The following is a 17,346-nucleotide window of genomic DNA, read 5'->3' as shown; positions in this document are numbered from 1 at the left end:
CAGGCCGCCACAGTAATCCCTGGTCAGACCTCCCTAGTGGCTCACCTGCCGACCGGACGAGTGCACCGGGCAGGACGTGCGGGCCGGGCAGCGATCACAGTCCGCGTTCTCCGCCGCCCGGTACTCGGGGCCGACGCTGGACCCCGCGGCCAGCTGCACGGCCTCCAGCCAGACCCGGACGCCCTGCTCGTCCAGCGGCGCCTGCTCCAGCTCGGTCGCGCCCGTCTTCTTGTTCTCCTTGGCGACGTACAGCAGTCGCGCGCCGCCCGGATCGGTGCCGAGCCCGAGGTGGGTGAAGCCGCCCAGCGCCGACGCCAGCTGGTAGACGGCCAGCTGCGGGTGCTGCCGGGCCTCCTCCTTGGTCACCGGGTTCTTGCCGGTCTTCACGTCCACCACGACCGGCCGCCCGTCCCGGTCGGTCTCCAGCCGGTCGACCCGGCCGCGCACCCTCAGCGACGGCCCGCCCTCCTGCTTGGGCACCTCGACCGAGATCTCCTCCTCCACCGCGACCTGCGTCAGCTGCGCGCGGCTCGACGCCAGCCACGCCAGGAACGTGTCGAGCATCCGCTCCACCCGGATGCGCTCGCGCCGGGAGAACCAGGGCGCGCCCGCGTCCACCGCGGCCCACGCCTCGTCCAGCTTGACCCGCAGCTCCTTCTCGTCCGCGCCGGTCGCGGCGGCCTGCGCCAGCGCGTGCACGAGGGTTCCGGTGATCGACGCCAGCTCAGCCGGGTCCTGCCCGCCGTGCCGCTCCACGACCCACCGCAGCGGGCACTTCGCCAGGACCTCCACCGTGGACGGCGACACGCTCACCGTGTGCTCCTCGGTCCACAGAGGACTGTCCGTGGTGACGTCCGCCAAGCCGTACCAGGAATCCGGGTGCGCCCCCGGCACGCCCTCGGCCGCCAACCGCGCCAACTGGACGGCCGCGCGTTCACGCCGCTCCGCCGGCTCGTCGTCCGAGCACACCACCCGCCGCAGCTCGCCGACCAGCTCGGCCAGCACCAGCCCGCGCTCGGGCGTGAACGTCGGCCGCTCCGGCTCGTCGGTGGACAGCTCCTCGATCTCGTCCAGGAACCGGGACGGCTGCTCGTCCTCCCCGCGCACCGCGCTGACCAGCAGCGTCCGCCGGGCCCGACTCGCCGCGACGAGCAGCAGCCGCCGTTCCTCGGCCAGGACCGGCGCGACCGCGGACACCGTTTCCGCCGACACGCCCGCCACCACGTCGACCATCCGCTCGACGCCGAGCAGCGACCCGCGCAGCCGCAGGTCGGGCCAGCTGCCCTCCTGCACGCCCGGCACGGCCACGACCGTCCACTCCCGACCGGCGGCGGCGTGCGCGGTGAGCACCGAGACCGCCTCGCCGGTGGGCGCGGACGCCGCCAGCGTGTCGCCCACGATCTCCTGCGCGGCCAGGTAGTCCGCGAAACCCTCGGCGCCCGAACCCGGCAGCCGGTCGACGTACTTCGCCGCCGCCTCGAACAGCGCCACGATCCCGTCCAGGTCCCGGTCCGCCTGCATGCCGACCGTGCCGCGGCGCGCGGACTGCGCCACCCACCGCAGCTCCAGGCCGGTGGTCTGCCACAGCTCCCACAGCACCTGCTCGACGGTCAGCCCGTCCGCGATCCCCTTGCGCGCCTTGCGCAGCAGCCCGCCGATCCTGCGCGCGGGCAGCGCCTCGGCGTCCTCCAGCGCGGCCAGCCGGTCGTCCGACTCGATCACCTCGACCAGCAGCTCACCGCTCGGCCGGTCACGGCCCGCGGCCAGCTCCAGCCGGCGCAGCCCCCGTCGCAAACGCCGCAGCGCCAACGGGTCCGCGCCGCCCAGCGGTGACGACAGCAGCATCGCCGCGGTGTCCTCGTCGAGGGTGCCGGGCACGGCCGCGCACCGCAGCAGCGCCAGGAACGGCATCACCGCGGGCTGCCTGGCCAACGGCAGTTCGTCCCGCGGCACGGCCACCGGCACGCCCGCCGCCAACAACGCGCGTTGCAGCACCGGCAACGACCTCGTCGCCGACCGCGCCACCACCGCCATGTGCGACCACGGCACCTCGTCGATCAGGTGCGCGCGCCGGAGCTGGTCCGCCACCCAGCCCGCCTCCTGAGCGGCGGACGCGAACAGCCTGACCTGCACGTTCCCCTCGCCGTCCACGGGCGACACCGCCCGGGTCGGTGACGCGCCGGGCAGCCGGGCAGCCAGCCGGCCCACCGCCGCCCGGATCTCCGGCGCCATCCGGTAGCCCGTGGTGAGCACGACGGCCGGGCCGTCCGCCTCGGCCAGCAGCGTCGGATCGGCACCGCGGAACGAGAACACCGCCTGATCAGGATCACCCGCCAGGATGAATTCCTGCGCGGCCTCGCCCAGCACCCGGATGAACTCGAACTGCAACGGGTCGAGGTGCTGCGCGTCGTCCACCAGCAGGTGCCGGACCCGCCGGCGTTCGCCCGCCAGCACGTCCGGCTCGGTCTGGAACGCCAGCAGCGCGCTGCCGACCAGTTCCGCCGCGTCGAACGACGGCGCGTGCCCCTGACCGCTGCCCGCCAGCAGGTTCACCTGCTCGTACTGGGTGGCGAACAGGCCGGCCGCGACCCATTCCTCGCGGGAGTGCTTGCGGCCCAGCTCGGTCAGGTCCTCCGGGGCCAGGCCGCGTTCGGTGGCGCGCAGCATCAGGTCGCGCAGCTCGTGGGCGAAGCCGGGCAGCGTCAACGCGGGCCGCAGCCGCTCCGGCCACTTCGGAGCGCCCATGCTCGCGTCACCGGCGAGGAGTTCGCGCACCACGGCGTCCTGCTCCGGCCCGGACAGCAGCCGGGGTGCGGGCTCGCCGTTCCGCACGGTCTGCGCCCGCAGCACCGCGAACGCGTAGGAGTGCACCGTTCTGACCAGCGGTTCCTGCGTGGTCGGCAACGCGCCGTCGTCCGCGGCGCGGGTCAGCAGCCGGGTGATGTCCGCCCGCATCGCCTCGGCTGCGCGCCGGTTCGAGGTCAGCACCAGCACGTTCTCCGGGTGCACGCCGCCATGCAGCACCCGGTGCGCGACCACCTCGGCGAGCAGCGTGGTCTTGCCCGTGCCGGGGCCGCCCAGCACCCGCAACGGCCCGCCGGAGTGGTCGAAGACGGTGCGTCCGGGCGCGTCCCAGTCACGCCGGGGCTCCTCCTGCCGCACCCGGCGCACCAACAGCGGCGCCCTCTTCACTGCCACGGGTGCATGGAACCACGAACCCCCGACAGAGTCGGATGGCCGCTGCTCCGCAGACGGCGGCTCGGTCGCCTGGAAGTCGACCTCGCGGCGTGGGGCGTCGCCGGTCGGCGTGGAAAGCTGTGCGTGTGGACGAAGAGTTGCACGAGATGGTCCGCGAGGTCGTGCGCAAGATCCCACGCGGCAAGGTGGCGACCTACGGTGACGTCGCCGACATCGCCCGCGCGCCGTCACCACGGCTGGTCGGCGCCGTCCTCAACCAGGACGGGCACGACCTGCCGTGGCACCGGGTGCTGCGCGCCAACGGCACGTGCGCGCCCCACATCGCCGACCGGCAGCTGCAACTGCTGCGCGAAGAAGGCGTGGTGGCCGACGGTGGCAAGGTCGACCTGCGCACGTACCGCTGGGAGGACGCGGTCAAGGAGAAGGCGGAGGAGCCTCCCGGTCTCTGGTGATCCGCGCCGCCACCCTGGCCACCTCGCCTTCGACCTCCGGGTCGCGGGTCAGCGCGGCGGCCAGGCGCAGCTGGGTCAGCGCCTCGTCGTTCCTGCTCTGCCGGCTGAGCGTGCGGCCGAGCAGCAGCCGGGTGTAGCCGTCAGACGGGTCGAGGTCGACGAGGGTGTTCAGCACGCCTTCGGCCTTGCCCAGGGCGGCGGACTGGAAGTGCGCCAACGCCAGCTCCGTCAGCACGGTCCGGTCGCGCGGCGCTTCCTCCGCGGCCTGGACCAGGTAGCGGGCAGCGCTGCTCGGGTCGCCCGCCGCACGGAACTCACGCCCCTTGCGCAGCAGTTCCACGACGTCGGTCATGTCAGCTCCTCGTCCGCCGTGGTGACGTGCGGGACGTGCGTGCGGCCCAGTCGCCCGGCTTGGAAGTCCTCGATGGCTTGCAGGATCTCGGCGCGCGTGTTCATCACGAACGGCCCGTAGCGCGCGACGGGCTCGTCCAGCGGCAGGCCGCCCAGGACCAGGACGTCCCACGTCGTGTCCGCCTTCATGGTGAGCGCGGCGCCCGTCGTGCTCGAACACGGCCAGTTGTCCTTCTTCGAGCGGTCGGTGCTCCGCGCCGGTCGTGCCGCGGCCGGACAGCACGTAGACCATCGCGTTGAAGTCCGTCGGCCACGGCAGGGTCAGGCGGGCGTGCGGGCTGAGCGTGGCGTGCAGGTAGGTGATCGGCGTGTGCGTCATGCCCGGCCCGCGGTGGCCCGCCACCTCACCGGCGATGACGCGGACCAGCGCGCCACCGTCGTCGCTGGACAGCAGCCCGGTGTCCTGCGCGCTGATGTCCTGGTAGCGCGGCGGCGTCCACTTGGCGGCCTTCGGCAGGTTGACCCACAGCTGCACGCCGTGGAGCAGGCCGCCCTTGGCCACCAGGTCCTGCGAGGGCAGCTCGGAGTGCAGCACGCCCGCGCCGGCCGTCATCCACTGCGTGCCGCCGTCGGTGATCAGCCCACCGCCGCCGGTCGAGTCCTCGTGCACGAACGCGCCGTCGATCATGTAGGTGACGGTCTCGAAGCCGCGGTGCGGGTGCCAGGGCGCGCCCTTCGCCTCACCGGGGCCGTACTCGACGGCGCCCATGTGGTCGAGGAGGAGGAACGGGTCCGCGAGCGCGAGGTCGACGCCCGGGAACGGACGGCGGACCTGGAAGCCCTCGCCTTCGAGGAACCGGCGCGCCTGCACGACCTTCCGCACCATGCGCCACGCCGTGGCGGCTTCGGGCAGCTCGGGGAGACGCGGCAGGGTCAGGGTGTCGGCGGTGACGGCGGGCATGGCTGCCTCCTTGGGCCTGACCGCCTCGGTCCGGCGGTCGTACCCCCGTCAACCTAGTTGAAGCCTCAACTATTCCGGCGGCTCGGCGACACCCTGAGCGTTGAATTCGGGGGTTCCGAACGTAGGAGACGGGTGTCCGGAAGGGACGACTCACGGGGCGCGAACGTAGGACTCACGCTACGTCTTGGAAGCAGCGGGCCTCGTAGTAGCGGAGGAGGACGGCTTCGACGACGCGCAGGTGGGCGCCGATGGGTGCGGCGACGACCGCCGCGCCGGAGGCGACCACGGCCCGGTGGAAGAGGCCGGGGGCCAGCAGCCAGGAGGCGACGGCCACGCGGCCGGACGCGGAGGCGACGACGTCCGCGATGCGCGGGGTGGCGGTGGCGGCGTAGCCGATGGTCACCGGGCCGACGCGGTGGGACAGCGCCGTGGCGACCGCGCGGACGTCGGCCAGCGCGCGCGGGTCGGACGAACCGGCGGCGGCCAGGACGACCGAGTCGCCCGGGGTCCAGCCGGCTTCCGCCAGCCGGCCGAGGAGGGCTGGCAGCAGCGCGGGGCCGATGGGATCGGTGATCACCGCGTCCCGGTGGCCCGACGCCTCGACCTGCGCCGGGATGTCCACCCGGACGTGGTACCCGGCGGCCAGGAACGCCGGCACGATGACGGCCGGGCCGGAGATCGAGGACAACACCGTGGTGACGTCCGGTTGGCGCACGTCGGCGTAGGCCACGCGCACCGGCACGCCACCGAGCCGGGCGCTCACCAGGGAAGCGATCTCCTCCACCACCACGGCCCCGGCGGGGTCACGGGTGCCGTGCGCGACGAGAACCAGCGTCATACAGCCACTCCGGCGGGGTCCATGGCCAGTCGGTATCCGCGCTTCACGACCGTCGCCACCATGCGGGGCTCGCCGAGCGCGGTCCGGAGCCGGCCGATCGCGGTTTCCACGGCGTGCTCCTCGCCGCCGCTGGGCAGGGCGGCCAGCAGCTCGCGCCGGGACACCACCCGGCCACGGGCGGCGGCCAGGACGCGCAGCACGGCCATCGGCGCGGGCGGGACGGGCCGGAGCTCGCCGTCCACCACCACGGCCTGACCGCGCAGTTCGACGTCACGGCCGGCGATCCGCAGCCTGGTCGCCCGCGCCGGGAGTTCGAGGGTCAGCTCACGCGCCAACGCGCCGATGCGCGCCCGAGCGGGCTGCACCACCGGGATGCCGACGGCCACCAGCGGCCCGGCGGTGATCGCGCCGACGCCGACCACCAGGACTTCCCGCCGCAGCAGCGAAACCAGCTCCGGCAGCTTCCCCGACGCGCCCGCGACCCGCAGCACGGACGCCGCGGCGGGGGCGCTGGTGAACGTCAGCGCGTCCACCTGACCCGCCAGCACGGCCTCCAGCAAACGTTCCAGCGGCGCGGGGTCGGACGGCCCGGTCCACCGGTACACCGGCACCTCCACGACCGTGGCACCGGCCGCGCGCAGCGTCGACGCGAACTCCGGCAGCGGCTCGCCGTGCAGCTGGACGGCGATGCGCTTGCCGGACACGCCGGCCCGCAGCAGGTAGTCCAGCAGCTCGGCGTTGCTCTCGCTCTCCGGCGACCACGCGTCCACCAGACCGGCGGCGCGCACCGCGCCCCGAGCCTTCGGCCCGCGTGCCAGCACCTGCGCCCCGGACAGCCGGGACAGCAGCCGCGCGCCCAGGCCCCAGCCCTCGGCCGCCTCGACCCACCCGCGGAAGCCGATGCCGGTGGTCGCCACGGCGACGTCCACGGGCTCCTCCACCACGGCCCGCGTCGCGGCCAGCAGCTCCGCGTCGTCGGGCAGCGGCACGATCCGGATGGCGGGGCCCTGGAGCACGGTCGCGCCCTTGCGCTCCAGCAGGGCCGAGAGCTCGTCGGCCCGCCGGGCGGCGGTCACACCGACCGTGTACCCGGCCAGCGGGGCGGCGTTCACGGTGACCCGACCTGGATGACGCCGTCGCGCACGACCACCGGGTGCACCGGCACCCCGGTCGAGGGGTCGTCCAGGCACTTGCCGGTGGTCAGCTCGAAGGCCTGCTTGTAGACCGGCGACACGACCACCGGCACGCCGCCCCGGTCGCCGACGATCCCGCGCGACAGCACCGCGGCCCCGCTGAACGGGTCGATGTTGCCCAACGCGTGCACGGTCCCCGCCGAGGTCAGGAACACCGCCACCTGGGAACCGTCGGGGAGCAGGGCCGCCACCCCCTGGTCGGGGCGCAGGGCGCTCAACTCGCACACAGGTGTCATCGGGAAACCTCCGGACTCTCCGCCGCGCCGAAAGCGGGCACACCCAACAGGACCGGCACCTTCTGGCCGCGCTCTTCGCGGAACGAGATCGTCGGGTCCGGCGTGTCGGGCGCGTTGACGAACGACGTGAAGCGGGACAGCTTCTCCGGGTCCTCCAGCACACCGCGCCACTCGTCGGCGTAGTTGTCCACGTGCTTCTCCATCGCGGCCTCCAGGTCGGCGCAGATGCCGAGGCTGTCGTCCACGATGACGTCGCGCAGGTGGTCCAGCCCGCCTTCCAGCGACTCGATCCAGGTCGAGGTGCGCTGCAACCGGTCCGCCGTGCGGATGTAGAACATCAGGAACCGGTCGATCAGCTTGACCAGCGTATCGGTGTCCACATCGGACGCGATGAGGTCGGCGTGCCGGGGCGTGAACCCGCCGTTGCCGCCGACGTACAGGTTCCAGCCGTTCTCGGTCGCGATGATGCCGAAGTCCTTGCCCCGCGCCTCGGCGCACTCGCGCGCGCAGCCGGACACGGCGGACTTGAGCTTGTGCGGCGACCGCAGGCCGCGGTAGCGCAGCTCCAGTGCGATGGCCAGCGACACCGAGTCCTGCACGCCGAACCGGCACCACGTGGTGCCGACGCACGACTTCACCGTGCGCAGCGCCTTGCCGTAGGCGTGCCCGGACTCGAAACCGGCGTCCACCAAGCGCTTCCAGATCCCCGGCAGCTGGTCGACGGTCGCGCCGAACAGGTCGATCCGCTGCCCGCCGGTGATCTTGGTGTAGAGCCCGTAGTCGCGGGCGACCTCGCCGATGACGATCAGCTTCTCCGGCGTGATCTCGCCGCCGGGGATGCGCGGCACGACCGAGTAGGTGCCGTTGCGCTGCATGTTGGCCAGGAAGCGGTCGTTGGTGTCCTGGAGGGTGGCCTGCTCGCCCTCCAGCACGTGCCCGTTGTCCAGCGACGCGAGGATCGAGGCGACGGCGGGCTTGCAGATGTCGCAGCCCAGGCCGCGGCCGTGCCGGGAGATCAGCTCGGTGAACGTGGTGGTGCCGGTGGAGCGGACCACCTCGAACAGCTCGGCGCGGGACTGGTCGAAGTGCTCGCACAGCGCCTTGGACTGCTCGACACCGCACTCGGACAGCAGCTTCTTCAGCATCGGCACGCACGAGCCGCAGCCCGTGCCCGCCTTGGTGCACGCCTTGATGCCGGGGACGTCGACCGCGTCGCCGGAGTTCACCACGTCCACGATGTGCTGCTTGGTGACCGCGTGGCACGAGCACACCTGCGCGTCGTGCGGCAGCGTCAGCTCGACGCCGCCTTCCGGCCCGATCAGCGCCACCGGGTCACCGGGCACGGCACGGCCGACGAGGGGCCGCAGCGACCCGTACTTGGACGCGTCGCCGACGAGGATGCCGCCGAGCAGGGTCTTGGCGTCGTCGGACACCACGAGCTTGGCGTAGGTGCCGGCGACGGCGTCGTTGACGACGACCTCCAGCGCGCCCTCTTCCTTCGCGTGGGCGTCGCCGAACGAGGCCACGTCCACGCCGAGCAGCTTCAGCTTGGTGGACATGTCGGCGCCGGGGAACGCCGCGTCGCCGCCGAGCAGGCGGTCGGCCACCACTTCGGCCATGGAGTACCCGGGAGCGACCAGGCCGTACACCATGCCGTCGAGGTTGGCGCACTCGCCGATGGCGTAGATGTCCTGATCGGACGTGCGGCAGGCCTTGTCCACCACGATGCCGCCGCGCGGCCCGACCTCCAGGCCGAACGAGCGGGCCAGCTCGTCGCGCGGGCGGATGCCGGCGGAGAACACCACCACGTCCAGGTCCAGCTCGACGCCGTTGGACAGCTTGGCGATGAGCCGGCCGCGGTCCTCCTCGATGGACGACGCGGACGTGCCGGTGTGCACGGTCAGGTCCAGCTTCTCGACCAGTCGCTTGAGCAGCCCGGCGCCGCCCTCGTCCACCTGGAGCGGCATCAGGCGCGGGCCCAGCTCGACCACGTGCGGCGAGATGCCCATGCCGCGCAACGCGTTCGCGGCTTCCAGCCCGAGCAGGCCGCCGCCGAGCACCATGCCCGCGTGCCGGCCGCTGCTGCGCGCCGACTCGACCGTGGCGCGGATGCCGTCCAGGTCGTCGATGGTGCGGTACACGTGGCACCCGGGCAGGTCACGGCCCGGCACCGGCGGGACGAACGGCACCGAGCCGGTGGCCAGCACCAGCGCGTCGTAGGGCTGCACGCGCCCGCTCGCCGTGCGCACGGTCTTGGCGTCCCGGTCGATGTGCACGACCTGGTCGCCCAGGCGCAGTTCCACGGTGTCGTCGTGCGGCGGCATGGCCAGCGATCCCGCGTCCCAGCTGTCCACATAGGACGACAGGGCGACGCGGTCGTACGCGGGACGGGACTCCTCGGCGAACACGACGATCCGCCACTGACCGGTGACGTCCTTCTCGCGGAGGGCCTCCACGAGCCGGTGCCCGACCATGCCGTGACCGGCGACTACCAGCGTTCGCGTCATGGGACCAATCCCTCCTTCTGCCCGGGTCAATGCTCACCGGGCACCGTGTCGTGCCAAGGTCGCGAATGTTGCGCAGGTGTTAAAGCAGCCTCACGCCGCACTTCAGAGCGTTGTGTGCGTCACACCCCGGCGTAGGCGAGGCTCGGACGCCGCGCGAAGACCCTGCGACGCATGTAGAACCACCAGGTGGTGGCCATGCAGAGGCCGTAGAACACGAGGAACGCCGTCAGCGCCGGTGCGAGCGTCTTGCTGCCCTCCAGCGAGAACTTGAAGACCAGGTTCACCAGCACGCCGCCGAACGCGCCGATCGCGCCCGCGATGCCGACCACCGCTGCGGCCTGCCGCTTCGCCGAGCGCACGTCGTCGGTCTGGGCGGCGAAGATGGCCGGGATCATCCGGTAGGTCGAGCCGTTGCCGACGCCCGCCAGCACGAACAGCGCGATGAACGCGCTGAAGAACAGCGCGAAGCTCCGGACCTCGATGCTGACCAGCAGGCCGACCGTGCCGACCGCCAGGCCGAGGAACACCGCCATGGTGATCCGCGCGCCGCCGAACCGGTCCGACAGCCACCCGCCGAACGGCCGGCTCACCGAGCCGATGAGCGCGCCGAGGAACGCCAGCGCGACGAAGCCCTTGTACTCCACGAAGCTCAGCTTGATCAGCGACGGGAACGCGAACGAGAAGCCGATGAACGAGCCGAACGTGCCGATGTAGAGGAACGACATCACCCACGTGTGCTTGTTCGACATCGCCTTCTTGTACGACGAGCCGTCCGGCTTGGCCTGCGTGAGGCTGTCCATGAGGAACCACGCGCACGCCGCCGCGACCACGACGAACGGCATCCAGAACAGCGCCGCGTAGGCCAGGTTGATCCCCGTGCCCAGCGAGATCACGATCGGCACGACCAGCTGCACCATCGCCACGCCGAGGTTGCCGCCCGCCGCGTTGAGGCCGAGCGCCAGGCCCTTCTTGCCCTCCGGGTAGAAGAACGAGATGTTCGCCATCGAGGACGAGAAGTTGCCGCCGCCGAAGCCCATCGCGGCCGACGTGAGCAGGAAGAACCAGTACGGCGTGCCGGGGTCGGCCACCGCGATCGCCAGCATCGTGCAGGGGATCAGCAGCAGCCCGGCGCTGATCGTGGTCCACGCCCGGCCGCCGAACTTCGGCACCGCGAACGTGTAGGGGATGCGCAGCACCGCGCCGACCAGGTTCGGCACGATCAGCAGCCAGAACGTCTGGCCGACGGTGAAGCCGAAGCCGACGGAGCCGAGGCTCACGACGACGATGCTCATCAGGCTCCACACCGTGAAGCCCAGGTTCTCCGCGAGGATGGAGAAGACCAGGTTCTTGCGCGCGATCCTCTTGCCGGTCGTCTCCCAGAACGACGGGTCTTCCGGCTCCCAGTTGTCGATCCACCGACCGCGCCGCTTCGCCACCGACGTCGCGCCCTCGGTCTCCACCACTGTGCTCATTGGACCCTCCCGGACACCGATTTCCCGTTGCCGGAACCGTAGGAACGGCCCGTTACCCCGACGTTCGGACAGGTGTCGCCGACGGCAACTCCACCGCACATCACGCCGACAGGGGCTGTGAGGCGGCGAGCCAGTCGACGATCCCGCAGACGGCGTCCTTGCAGCCGCCGCAACCCGTGCTCGCGCGGGTGACCTCCGCGATCGCGGACACGGTCGTCGCGCCGCCGCGCCAGGCGCTGACCAACTGGCCCTTGCTGACCGTGTTGCACCGGCACACCACCGCGGACGCGGGCAGGTCGGCCGGGCTGGCCTCGTTCTCCGCGGGCAGCGCGCGGCCCAGCAGCAGCGCGAGCCGGTCGGTCGGCGCGGGCAGGCCGCGGTCGAACAGCTGGGTGATGGCCGCTGCCGCGTCCGGCGCGCCGAGCACGATCGCGCCCGTCACCTTGTCACCGCGCAGCACGAGCTTCGCGTAACGGCCGCGCGCCGGGTCCTGGAAGCACAGCACCTCGTCGTCCACCGAGTCGACGTCCGCGTGCACGTCGCCCAACGCGGCCAGGTCGACGTCACGGGCCTTGAGCCTGGTCACGACGGTGGTACCGGCGTAGCGGGCGGCCGGTGCCGCGCCGGTGAGCCGGTCCGCGAGCACGGCGGCCTGCTCCCACGCGGGCTGGACCAGGCCGGACACCGTGCCGACGTGCTGGGCGCAGTCGCCGATGGCGTGCACCCTCGGGTCGCTGCTGCGCAGCGCGTCGTCCACCAGCACGCCCCGGTCGACGTCGATGCCCGCCTGCTCGGCGAGCCCGGTCTCCGCGCGCACCCCCGCCGACACGACGACGAGGTCGGCGGGCACGTGCGTGCCGTCGTTCAGCTCCAGCCCCTCGCCGGGCGTGTACCCGGTGGCCAGGACGCCGAGCCGGAACTCGATGCCGAGGCCCTGCAACGTGGTGGCCAGCACCCGGCCCGCGCCCGGGTCGAGCTGCCGTTCCATCAGGTGCCCCACCGGGTGCACGACGGTCACCAGGCAGCCCCGACCGGCCAGGCCGCGCGCGGCCTCCAGCCCGAGCAGCCCGCCGCCGAGCACCGCGACCGGCGTACCCGGCGAGGCCTTGGCCACGATCCGGGCGCAGTCGTCCAGCGAGCGGAACGCCACGACGCCGGACGCCAGGTCGCCGTTGCCGTCCAGCAGCCCGTCGGTCGGCGGCACCCACGACCGCGCGCCGGTGGCCAGCACGAGCGAGTCGTACGGCACCTCGTCGTCGTCCACGTGCACGACCCGCCGGGTCCGGTCGATCTTGGTGACCGACCCGCCCAGCCGCAGGTCGACGTGGTGCCTGGCGGCCCAGTCCGGTTCGTGCAGCCGCACGGCCTCCGGCGTGAGCGACCCGGCGACCACGCTGGACAGCAGCACCCGGTTGTACGCGGGGTGCGACTCGTCGCCCAGCACGGTCACCGCGACCCGTTCCGCCTTCGGGTCGCGGCGGCGGATCTCGTCGGCCAGCCGGGCCCCGGCCATGCCGTAGCCCACGATGACAACGTTCCTCATACCGACTCCAATCGGACCGCGCACACCTTGAACTCGGGCATCCGGCTCGTCGGGTCCAGCGCCGGGTTGGTCAGCAGGTTCGCCCGGCCCTCACCCGCGTAGTGGAAGGGCAGGAACACCACGTCGATCCGCATCGACGGCACGCAGCGCACCCGCGCCACCGTCCGGCCGCGCCGCGACACCACCGCGGCGAGCCGGCCGTCGCCGAGCCCGGCGCGGACCGCGGTGTCCGGGTGGACCTCCACGTACGCCTCGGGCTCGGCCTGGTTCAGCTCGCGCACCAGCCGGGTCTGCGCGCCGGACTGGTAGTGCTGGAGCACCCGGCCCGTGGTGGCCTGCAACGGGTAGTCGGCGTCCGGCGCCTCCGCCGGACCGCGGTGCTCGACCGGGACGAACCGCGCGAGGCCGTCCGGGTGGGCGAAGCGGTCCAGGAACGTGCGCGGGGTGCTCTCCTCGACCACCGGCCAGTGCAGCGCCTCCCCCTGGCGCAGGCGCTCGTACGTGACGCCGGAGTAGTCGGCCAGACCGCCCGCGGACGCCCGGCGCAGCTCCTCGAACACCACCTCGGGCTCGGTCGGGAACCGCTCGGCGGGCTGCCCGAGCCGGGTGGCGAGGCCCTGCATCACGTCGAGGTCGCTGCGCACGCCCTCGGGCGGCTCGACGGCCACCTGCCGGAGCAGGACGCGGCCTTCGAGGTTGGTCATGGTGCCGCTCTCCTCGGCCCACTGCGTGATCGGCAGCACGACGTCGGCGACCGCGGCCGTCTCGGACAGCACGAGGTCGGCCACGACCAGCAGGTCCAGCGCCTTGAGGCGGTCGGCCACGTGGTTCGAGCGCGGCGCGGAGACGATCACGTTGCTGCCGAAGACCAGCAGGGCCTTCGGGCCGCCCGGCTGACCGAGGGCGTCGAGCAGTTCGTAGGCCGAGCGTCCCGGTCCGGGCAGGTCGTCCACGCCCCAGACGTCCATGATGTGCCCGCGGGCCGCCGGGTCGTCGATCTTGCGGTAGCCGGGGAGCTGGTCGGCCTTCTGGCCGTGCTCGCGCCCGCCCTGGCCGTTGCCCTGGCCGGTGAGGCAGCCGTAGCCGGAGCCCTTCGTGCCGGGCAGGCCCAGCGCCAGCGCCAGGTTGATCCAGGCGGAGACGGTGTCCGCGCCGCTGGCGTGCTGCTCGGTGCCGCGGCCGGTGAGGATGTAGGCGTTGCGGGCCTCGGCCAGGATGCGCACCGCCGCCCGCTGGTCGGCGACCGGCACGCCGGTGACCCGCTCGACCCGTTCCGGCCACCACGTCGCGGCGATGCGCCACGCGTCGTCGAAGCCCGTGGTCCGGTCCGCCAGGTACTGCTTGTCCAGGTAGCCGTCCGCCACGGCGGTGTGCAGCAGGCCGAGGGCCAGCGCCAGGTCCGTGCCGGGAGCGGGCTGGAGGTGCAGCGTCGCCAGCTCCGCGGTGGGCGTGCGGCGGGGGTCGATGACGATCAGCTCGGCGTTGCGCAGGTGCTGGACGAACGGCGGCATGGTCTCCGCCGGGTTGCCGCCGACCAGCAGGATCGCGCCCGCGTCGTCCAGGTCGGTGACCGGGAACGGCATGCCCCGGTCCAGCCCGAACGCCTTCATGCCCGCCGCCGCCGCGCTCGACATGCAGAACCGGCCGTTGTAGTCGATCTGCGAGGTGCCGAGCGCGACCCGGGCGAACTTGCCCAGCAGGTAAGACTTCTCGTTGGTCAGCCCGCCGCCGCCGAACACGCCGACCGAGTCCGGACCGTGGACCTCCCGCAGCTCGCGCAGCTTGTCCGCGACGAGGTCCAGCGCCTCGTCCCACGACGCCGGGCGCAGCTCACCGTCCCGGCGGACCAGCGGTGTGGTCAGCCGGGCGGGCGACGTCAGCAGCTCCGCCGACGTCCAGCCCTTCTGGCACAGACCGCCGCGGTTGGTCGGGAACTCCCGCGGCGACACCCTGCCGTTGTCGATCGTCATCGCGCACTGGAGCGCGCAGTACGGGCAGTGCGTGTCGATTCTGGGGGAGTCGGTCACGCGTCTGACGGTAAGAACACCCTGTTAACGGCAAAACGCAGGATGTTTCGTCCGCGCGAACTTGACTGCTCAGCACGCCCGCGCTGAGGGTGAGGTCACAGCGATTCGACGACGCGGGCGGCCACCCGCTCCAGCCCGACGAGAGATTGTCTGCTCGAACGGGGGTGCAGGGCGTGGACCGCGAGGCGGAACAGGGTCGCCCGCAGGAGGATCTGCGGCCACTCCTCCAGGTGCGCCCAGCGCTGGAGGATGCCGTGATCCGCGCCACCCCAGGCCATCGCGTCGACCACGACGACCGCCGCGCCGTACGGGCCGGGGCGCCAGTAGGCGACGAAGTCGATGATCGCGGGGGCCGCGTCGCCGGCGAACAGCACGTTGCCGAACAGGTCGCCGTGCACGACCTGGGGCTTGAGCGTGACGGGCTTGCGGTAGGCCGCGCACAACTCGAACAGCCGGCCACCGAGGTCCGGGTCGAGGTCGGCCCGCTCCTCGTCCCACGCGCAGCGGTCGGCGGTGGCGAACAGGTCGGTGCGCGCGTCGAGGAACCGCGGCCTGGTCAGCTCGGCGGTCGCCCGGTGGAGCTTCACGGCGAGGTCCACGACCTCGTCGTGCCGCGGCTCGGCCCGGCCGGACAGGTACTTGGTCGCCGCCCAGCCGCCGACGACGTACCGGCCGTCGGTCGACCTCAGGGGGCGGGCGACGCGCAGGTTCTCGACGTCGAGCGTGTCGAGCGTCTTGGCGACCCAGGTGGCCTCGGCCGGCTTGCCCGCCGGGCGGATGGCCGCGTCACCGCACCGCCACACCGGACCGCCGTCGATCAACTCCGGCTCGGCGTCCCGCGCGCCGAAAGCGGCGCGCACGTGCGACGGTGGCGGCTCCGGAGATGGGGTCACGCCGGCACGCTACCTGCACGAGGCCTTCCGTTGGTGGACCTCCGGCGCCGAAACGCGTGGTGTCCACGCGTTCGGCCTAACCGCAATAATGCGGTCTCGCACGGGGAGTCATTTGTGACCGACGCCACGCACGCCGCGTTCGCGCTAGCCCTGCACCGCAAGCTGCCCACCGGCAACCGGTGCTGGTCGCCGTTCCCGGTCGCCGCCGCGCTGTGCGGCGCCACCGGCGTGGCGGGCGAGGACACGGGAGTCGCCGTGGCCAGGGTGCTGGGCTCCGACGTCGAGCGGACGGCGAAACTGCTCGCCATCGCGGCCGGCGAAGACGCCGTGACGTCGACAGGCGGCTCGTGCTGGACGAGAACGCGCACGTCGAGATCATGGCCGTCCACCACCGCGCCACCGGCCTGCTGCTGTTCCTGGCCGAGGTGAGCGAGCCGTGACAGCACGACGCCGGGGCGGCCTCGGAAGGCAGCCCCGGCGTCGGTCGTGGATCAGTACGTCGGCAGCGAGGGGTCGACCTCGCGGGCCCAGGCGAGCACGCCGCCGCCCACGTGCACGGCGTCCTTGAACCCGGCCTTGTGCAGCGCGGCCAGCGCCTCCGCCGAGCGGGCGCCGGACTTGCAGTGCAGCACGAGCGGCTTGTCCTGCGGCAGCTCGGCGAACGCCTCACCCGACAGGATGCGGTCCTTCGGGATGAGCACCGAGCCCGGGATCTTCACGATCTCGTACTCGTGCGGCTCGCGGACGTCGACCAGGAGGAAGTCCTCCCCGCCGTCCTGCTTCTGCTTCAGCTCGAGCGGCGTGATCGTGTTGCCCGCCGCGGCCTGCTGGGCGTCGTCCGACACCACACCGCAGAACGCGTCGTAGTCGATCAACTCGGTGATCTTGATGCTCTCCGGGTCCTTGCGGATCTTGATGGTCCGGTAGGACATCTCCAGGGCGTCGTACACCATGAGCCGGCCCAGCAGCGGGTCTCCGATGCCGGTCAGCAGCTTGATCGCCTCGGTCACCATGATCGAGCCGATCGACGCGCACAGCACGCCCAGCACGCCGCCCTCGGCGCACGACGGCACCATGCCGGGCGGCGGCGGCTCGGGGTAGAGGTCGCGGTAGTTCAGGCCCTGGCCGTTCGGCGCGTCCTCCCAGAACACGCTGACCTGGCCCTCGAACCGGAAGATCGAGCCCCACACGTACGGCTTGCCGAGCAGCACGGCCGCGTCGTTGACCAGGTACCTGGTGGCGAAGTTGTCCGTGCCGTCCAGGATCAGGTCGTAGTCCCGGAAGATGTCGAGCGCGTTCTCCGAGTTCAGGTGGGTCTGGTGCAGCACCACCTTCACGAACGGGTTGATCTCGGCCACCGAGTCCCGCGCCGACTCGGCCTTCGGCTTGCCGATGTCGGACTGACCGTGGATGACCTGCCGCTGGAGGTTCGACTCGTCGACGATGTCGAAGTCGACCACGCCCAGCGTGCCGACACCCGCCGCGGCCAGGTACAGCAGGGCCGGGCTGCCCAGCCCGCCCGCGCCGACGACCAGGACCTTCGCGTTCTTCAGCCGCTTCTGCCCGTCGACCCCGACATCCGGGATGATCAGGTGGCGGCTGTACCGCGCGACTTCCTCCTTGGTCAGCTCCGCTGCGGGCTCCACGAGCGGCGGAAGCGCCATCTGAGTCCTCC

General features: G+C 72.6%; 13 protein-coding genes. 2 read left to right on the top strand and 11 right to left on the bottom strand.

The annotated features are described in order from the left end of the window. Positions 1-33: 33 nt before the first annotated feature. A complete protein-coding gene (locus tag OQ02_RS20735) occupies positions 34-3,192 on the bottom strand; it encodes an ATP-dependent helicase (RefSeq protein ID WP_081915794.1) in 3,159 nt (1,052 codons plus the stop codon). 131 nt (positions 3,193-3,323) lie between these two features. On the opposite strand from OQ02_RS20735, the gene OQ02_RS20730 reads away from it, so the two are divergent. Then, positions 3,324-3,650: an MGMT family protein gene (locus tag OQ02_RS20730; RefSeq protein ID WP_033440149.1), complete on the top strand. Its 327-nt coding sequence runs from the start codon at positions 3,324-3,326 to the stop codon at positions 3,648-3,650. On the opposite strand, the gene OQ02_RS47175 is transcribed toward OQ02_RS20730, so the two are convergent. The 9 genes from OQ02_RS47175 to OQ02_RS20680 form a co-directional block, all read right to left on the bottom strand. Beyond that, complete coding sequence (locus OQ02_RS47175) at positions 3,613-4,962, bottom strand: pirin family protein (protein WP_442973663.1); 1,350 nt, start codon at positions 4,960-4,962, stop codon at positions 3,613-3,615. The genes OQ02_RS20730 and OQ02_RS47175 overlap by 38 nt on opposite strands. Positions 4,963-5,134: 172 nt before the next feature. Further along, positions 5,135-5,800, bottom strand: a complete 666-nt coding sequence (locus tag OQ02_RS20715; RefSeq protein ID WP_033440147.1) for a sirohydrochlorin chelatase — start codon at positions 5,798-5,800, stop codon at positions 5,135-5,137. Continuing rightward, entirely contained in the window at positions 5,797-6,912 is a 1,116-nt protein-coding gene (locus OQ02_RS20710; RefSeq protein ID WP_033440146.1) for a uroporphyrinogen-III synthase, read from the bottom strand. The genes OQ02_RS20715 and OQ02_RS20710 overlap by 4 nt, the downstream gene beginning before the upstream one ends. Next, a complete protein-coding gene (gene nirD, locus OQ02_RS20705; RefSeq protein WP_033440145.1) occupies positions 6,909-7,229 on the bottom strand; it encodes a nitrite reductase small subunit NirD in 321 nt (106 codons plus the stop codon). The genes OQ02_RS20710 and nirD overlap by 4 nt, the downstream gene beginning before the upstream one ends. Next, positions 7,226-9,736: a nitrite reductase large subunit NirB gene (gene nirB / locus OQ02_RS20700; RefSeq protein ID WP_033440144.1), complete on the bottom strand. Its 2,511-nt coding sequence runs from the start codon at positions 9,734-9,736 to the stop codon at positions 7,226-7,228. The genes nirD and nirB overlap by 4 nt, the downstream gene beginning before the upstream one ends. A gap of 119 nt (positions 9,737-9,855) precedes the next feature. Beyond that, positions 9,856-11,208: an MFS transporter gene (locus OQ02_RS20695; protein ID WP_033440143.1), complete on the bottom strand. Its 1,353-nt coding sequence runs from the start codon at positions 11,206-11,208 to the stop codon at positions 9,856-9,858. Positions 11,209-11,308: 100 nt separating this feature from the next. After that, on the bottom strand, positions 11,309-12,751 hold the full coding sequence (locus tag OQ02_RS20690) for an FAD-dependent oxidoreductase (RefSeq protein ID WP_033440142.1): 1,443 nt from the start codon (positions 12,749-12,751) through the stop codon (positions 11,309-11,311). Next, a complete protein-coding gene (locus OQ02_RS20685) occupies positions 12,748-14,721 on the bottom strand; it encodes a molybdopterin oxidoreductase family protein (RefSeq protein ID WP_051772576.1) in 1,974 nt (657 codons plus the stop codon). The genes OQ02_RS20690 and OQ02_RS20685 overlap by 4 nt, the downstream gene beginning before the upstream one ends. A 152-nt stretch (positions 14,722-14,873) precedes the next feature. Then, positions 14,874-15,671: a TIGR02569 family protein gene (locus tag OQ02_RS20680; RefSeq protein WP_081915793.1), complete on the bottom strand. Its 798-nt coding sequence runs from the start codon at positions 15,669-15,671 to the stop codon at positions 14,874-14,876. A 114-nt stretch (positions 15,672-15,785) separates the two neighbouring features. Here OQ02_RS20680 and OQ02_RS43900 point away from each other — a divergent pair, with 114 nt between their 5' ends. After that, positions 15,786-16,100, top strand: a complete 315-nt coding sequence (locus OQ02_RS43900; protein ID WP_156077170.1) for a hypothetical protein — start codon at positions 15,786-15,788, stop codon at positions 16,098-16,100. Between the two features lie 62 nt (positions 16,101-16,162). Here the strand turns inward: OQ02_RS43900 and moeZ are convergent, their stop codons facing one another. Next, positions 16,163-17,335 carry an adenylyltransferase/sulfurtransferase MoeZ gene (gene moeZ / locus OQ02_RS20675; protein ID WP_033440139.1) on the bottom strand — a complete coding sequence of 391 codons (1,173 nt, stop codon included), beginning with the start codon at positions 17,333-17,335 and terminating at the stop codon, positions 16,163-16,165. Positions 17,336-17,346 lie beyond the last annotated feature (11 nt).

The organism is Saccharothrix sp. NRRL B-16314, from assembly GCF_000716595.1.
Taxonomy (GTDB): Bacteria; Actinomycetota; Actinomycetes; order Mycobacteriales; family Pseudonocardiaceae; genus Actinosynnema.
The sequence above is the reverse complement of the archived record's forward strand: the minus strand, read 5'-3'. Positions and strand labels throughout refer to the sequence as shown.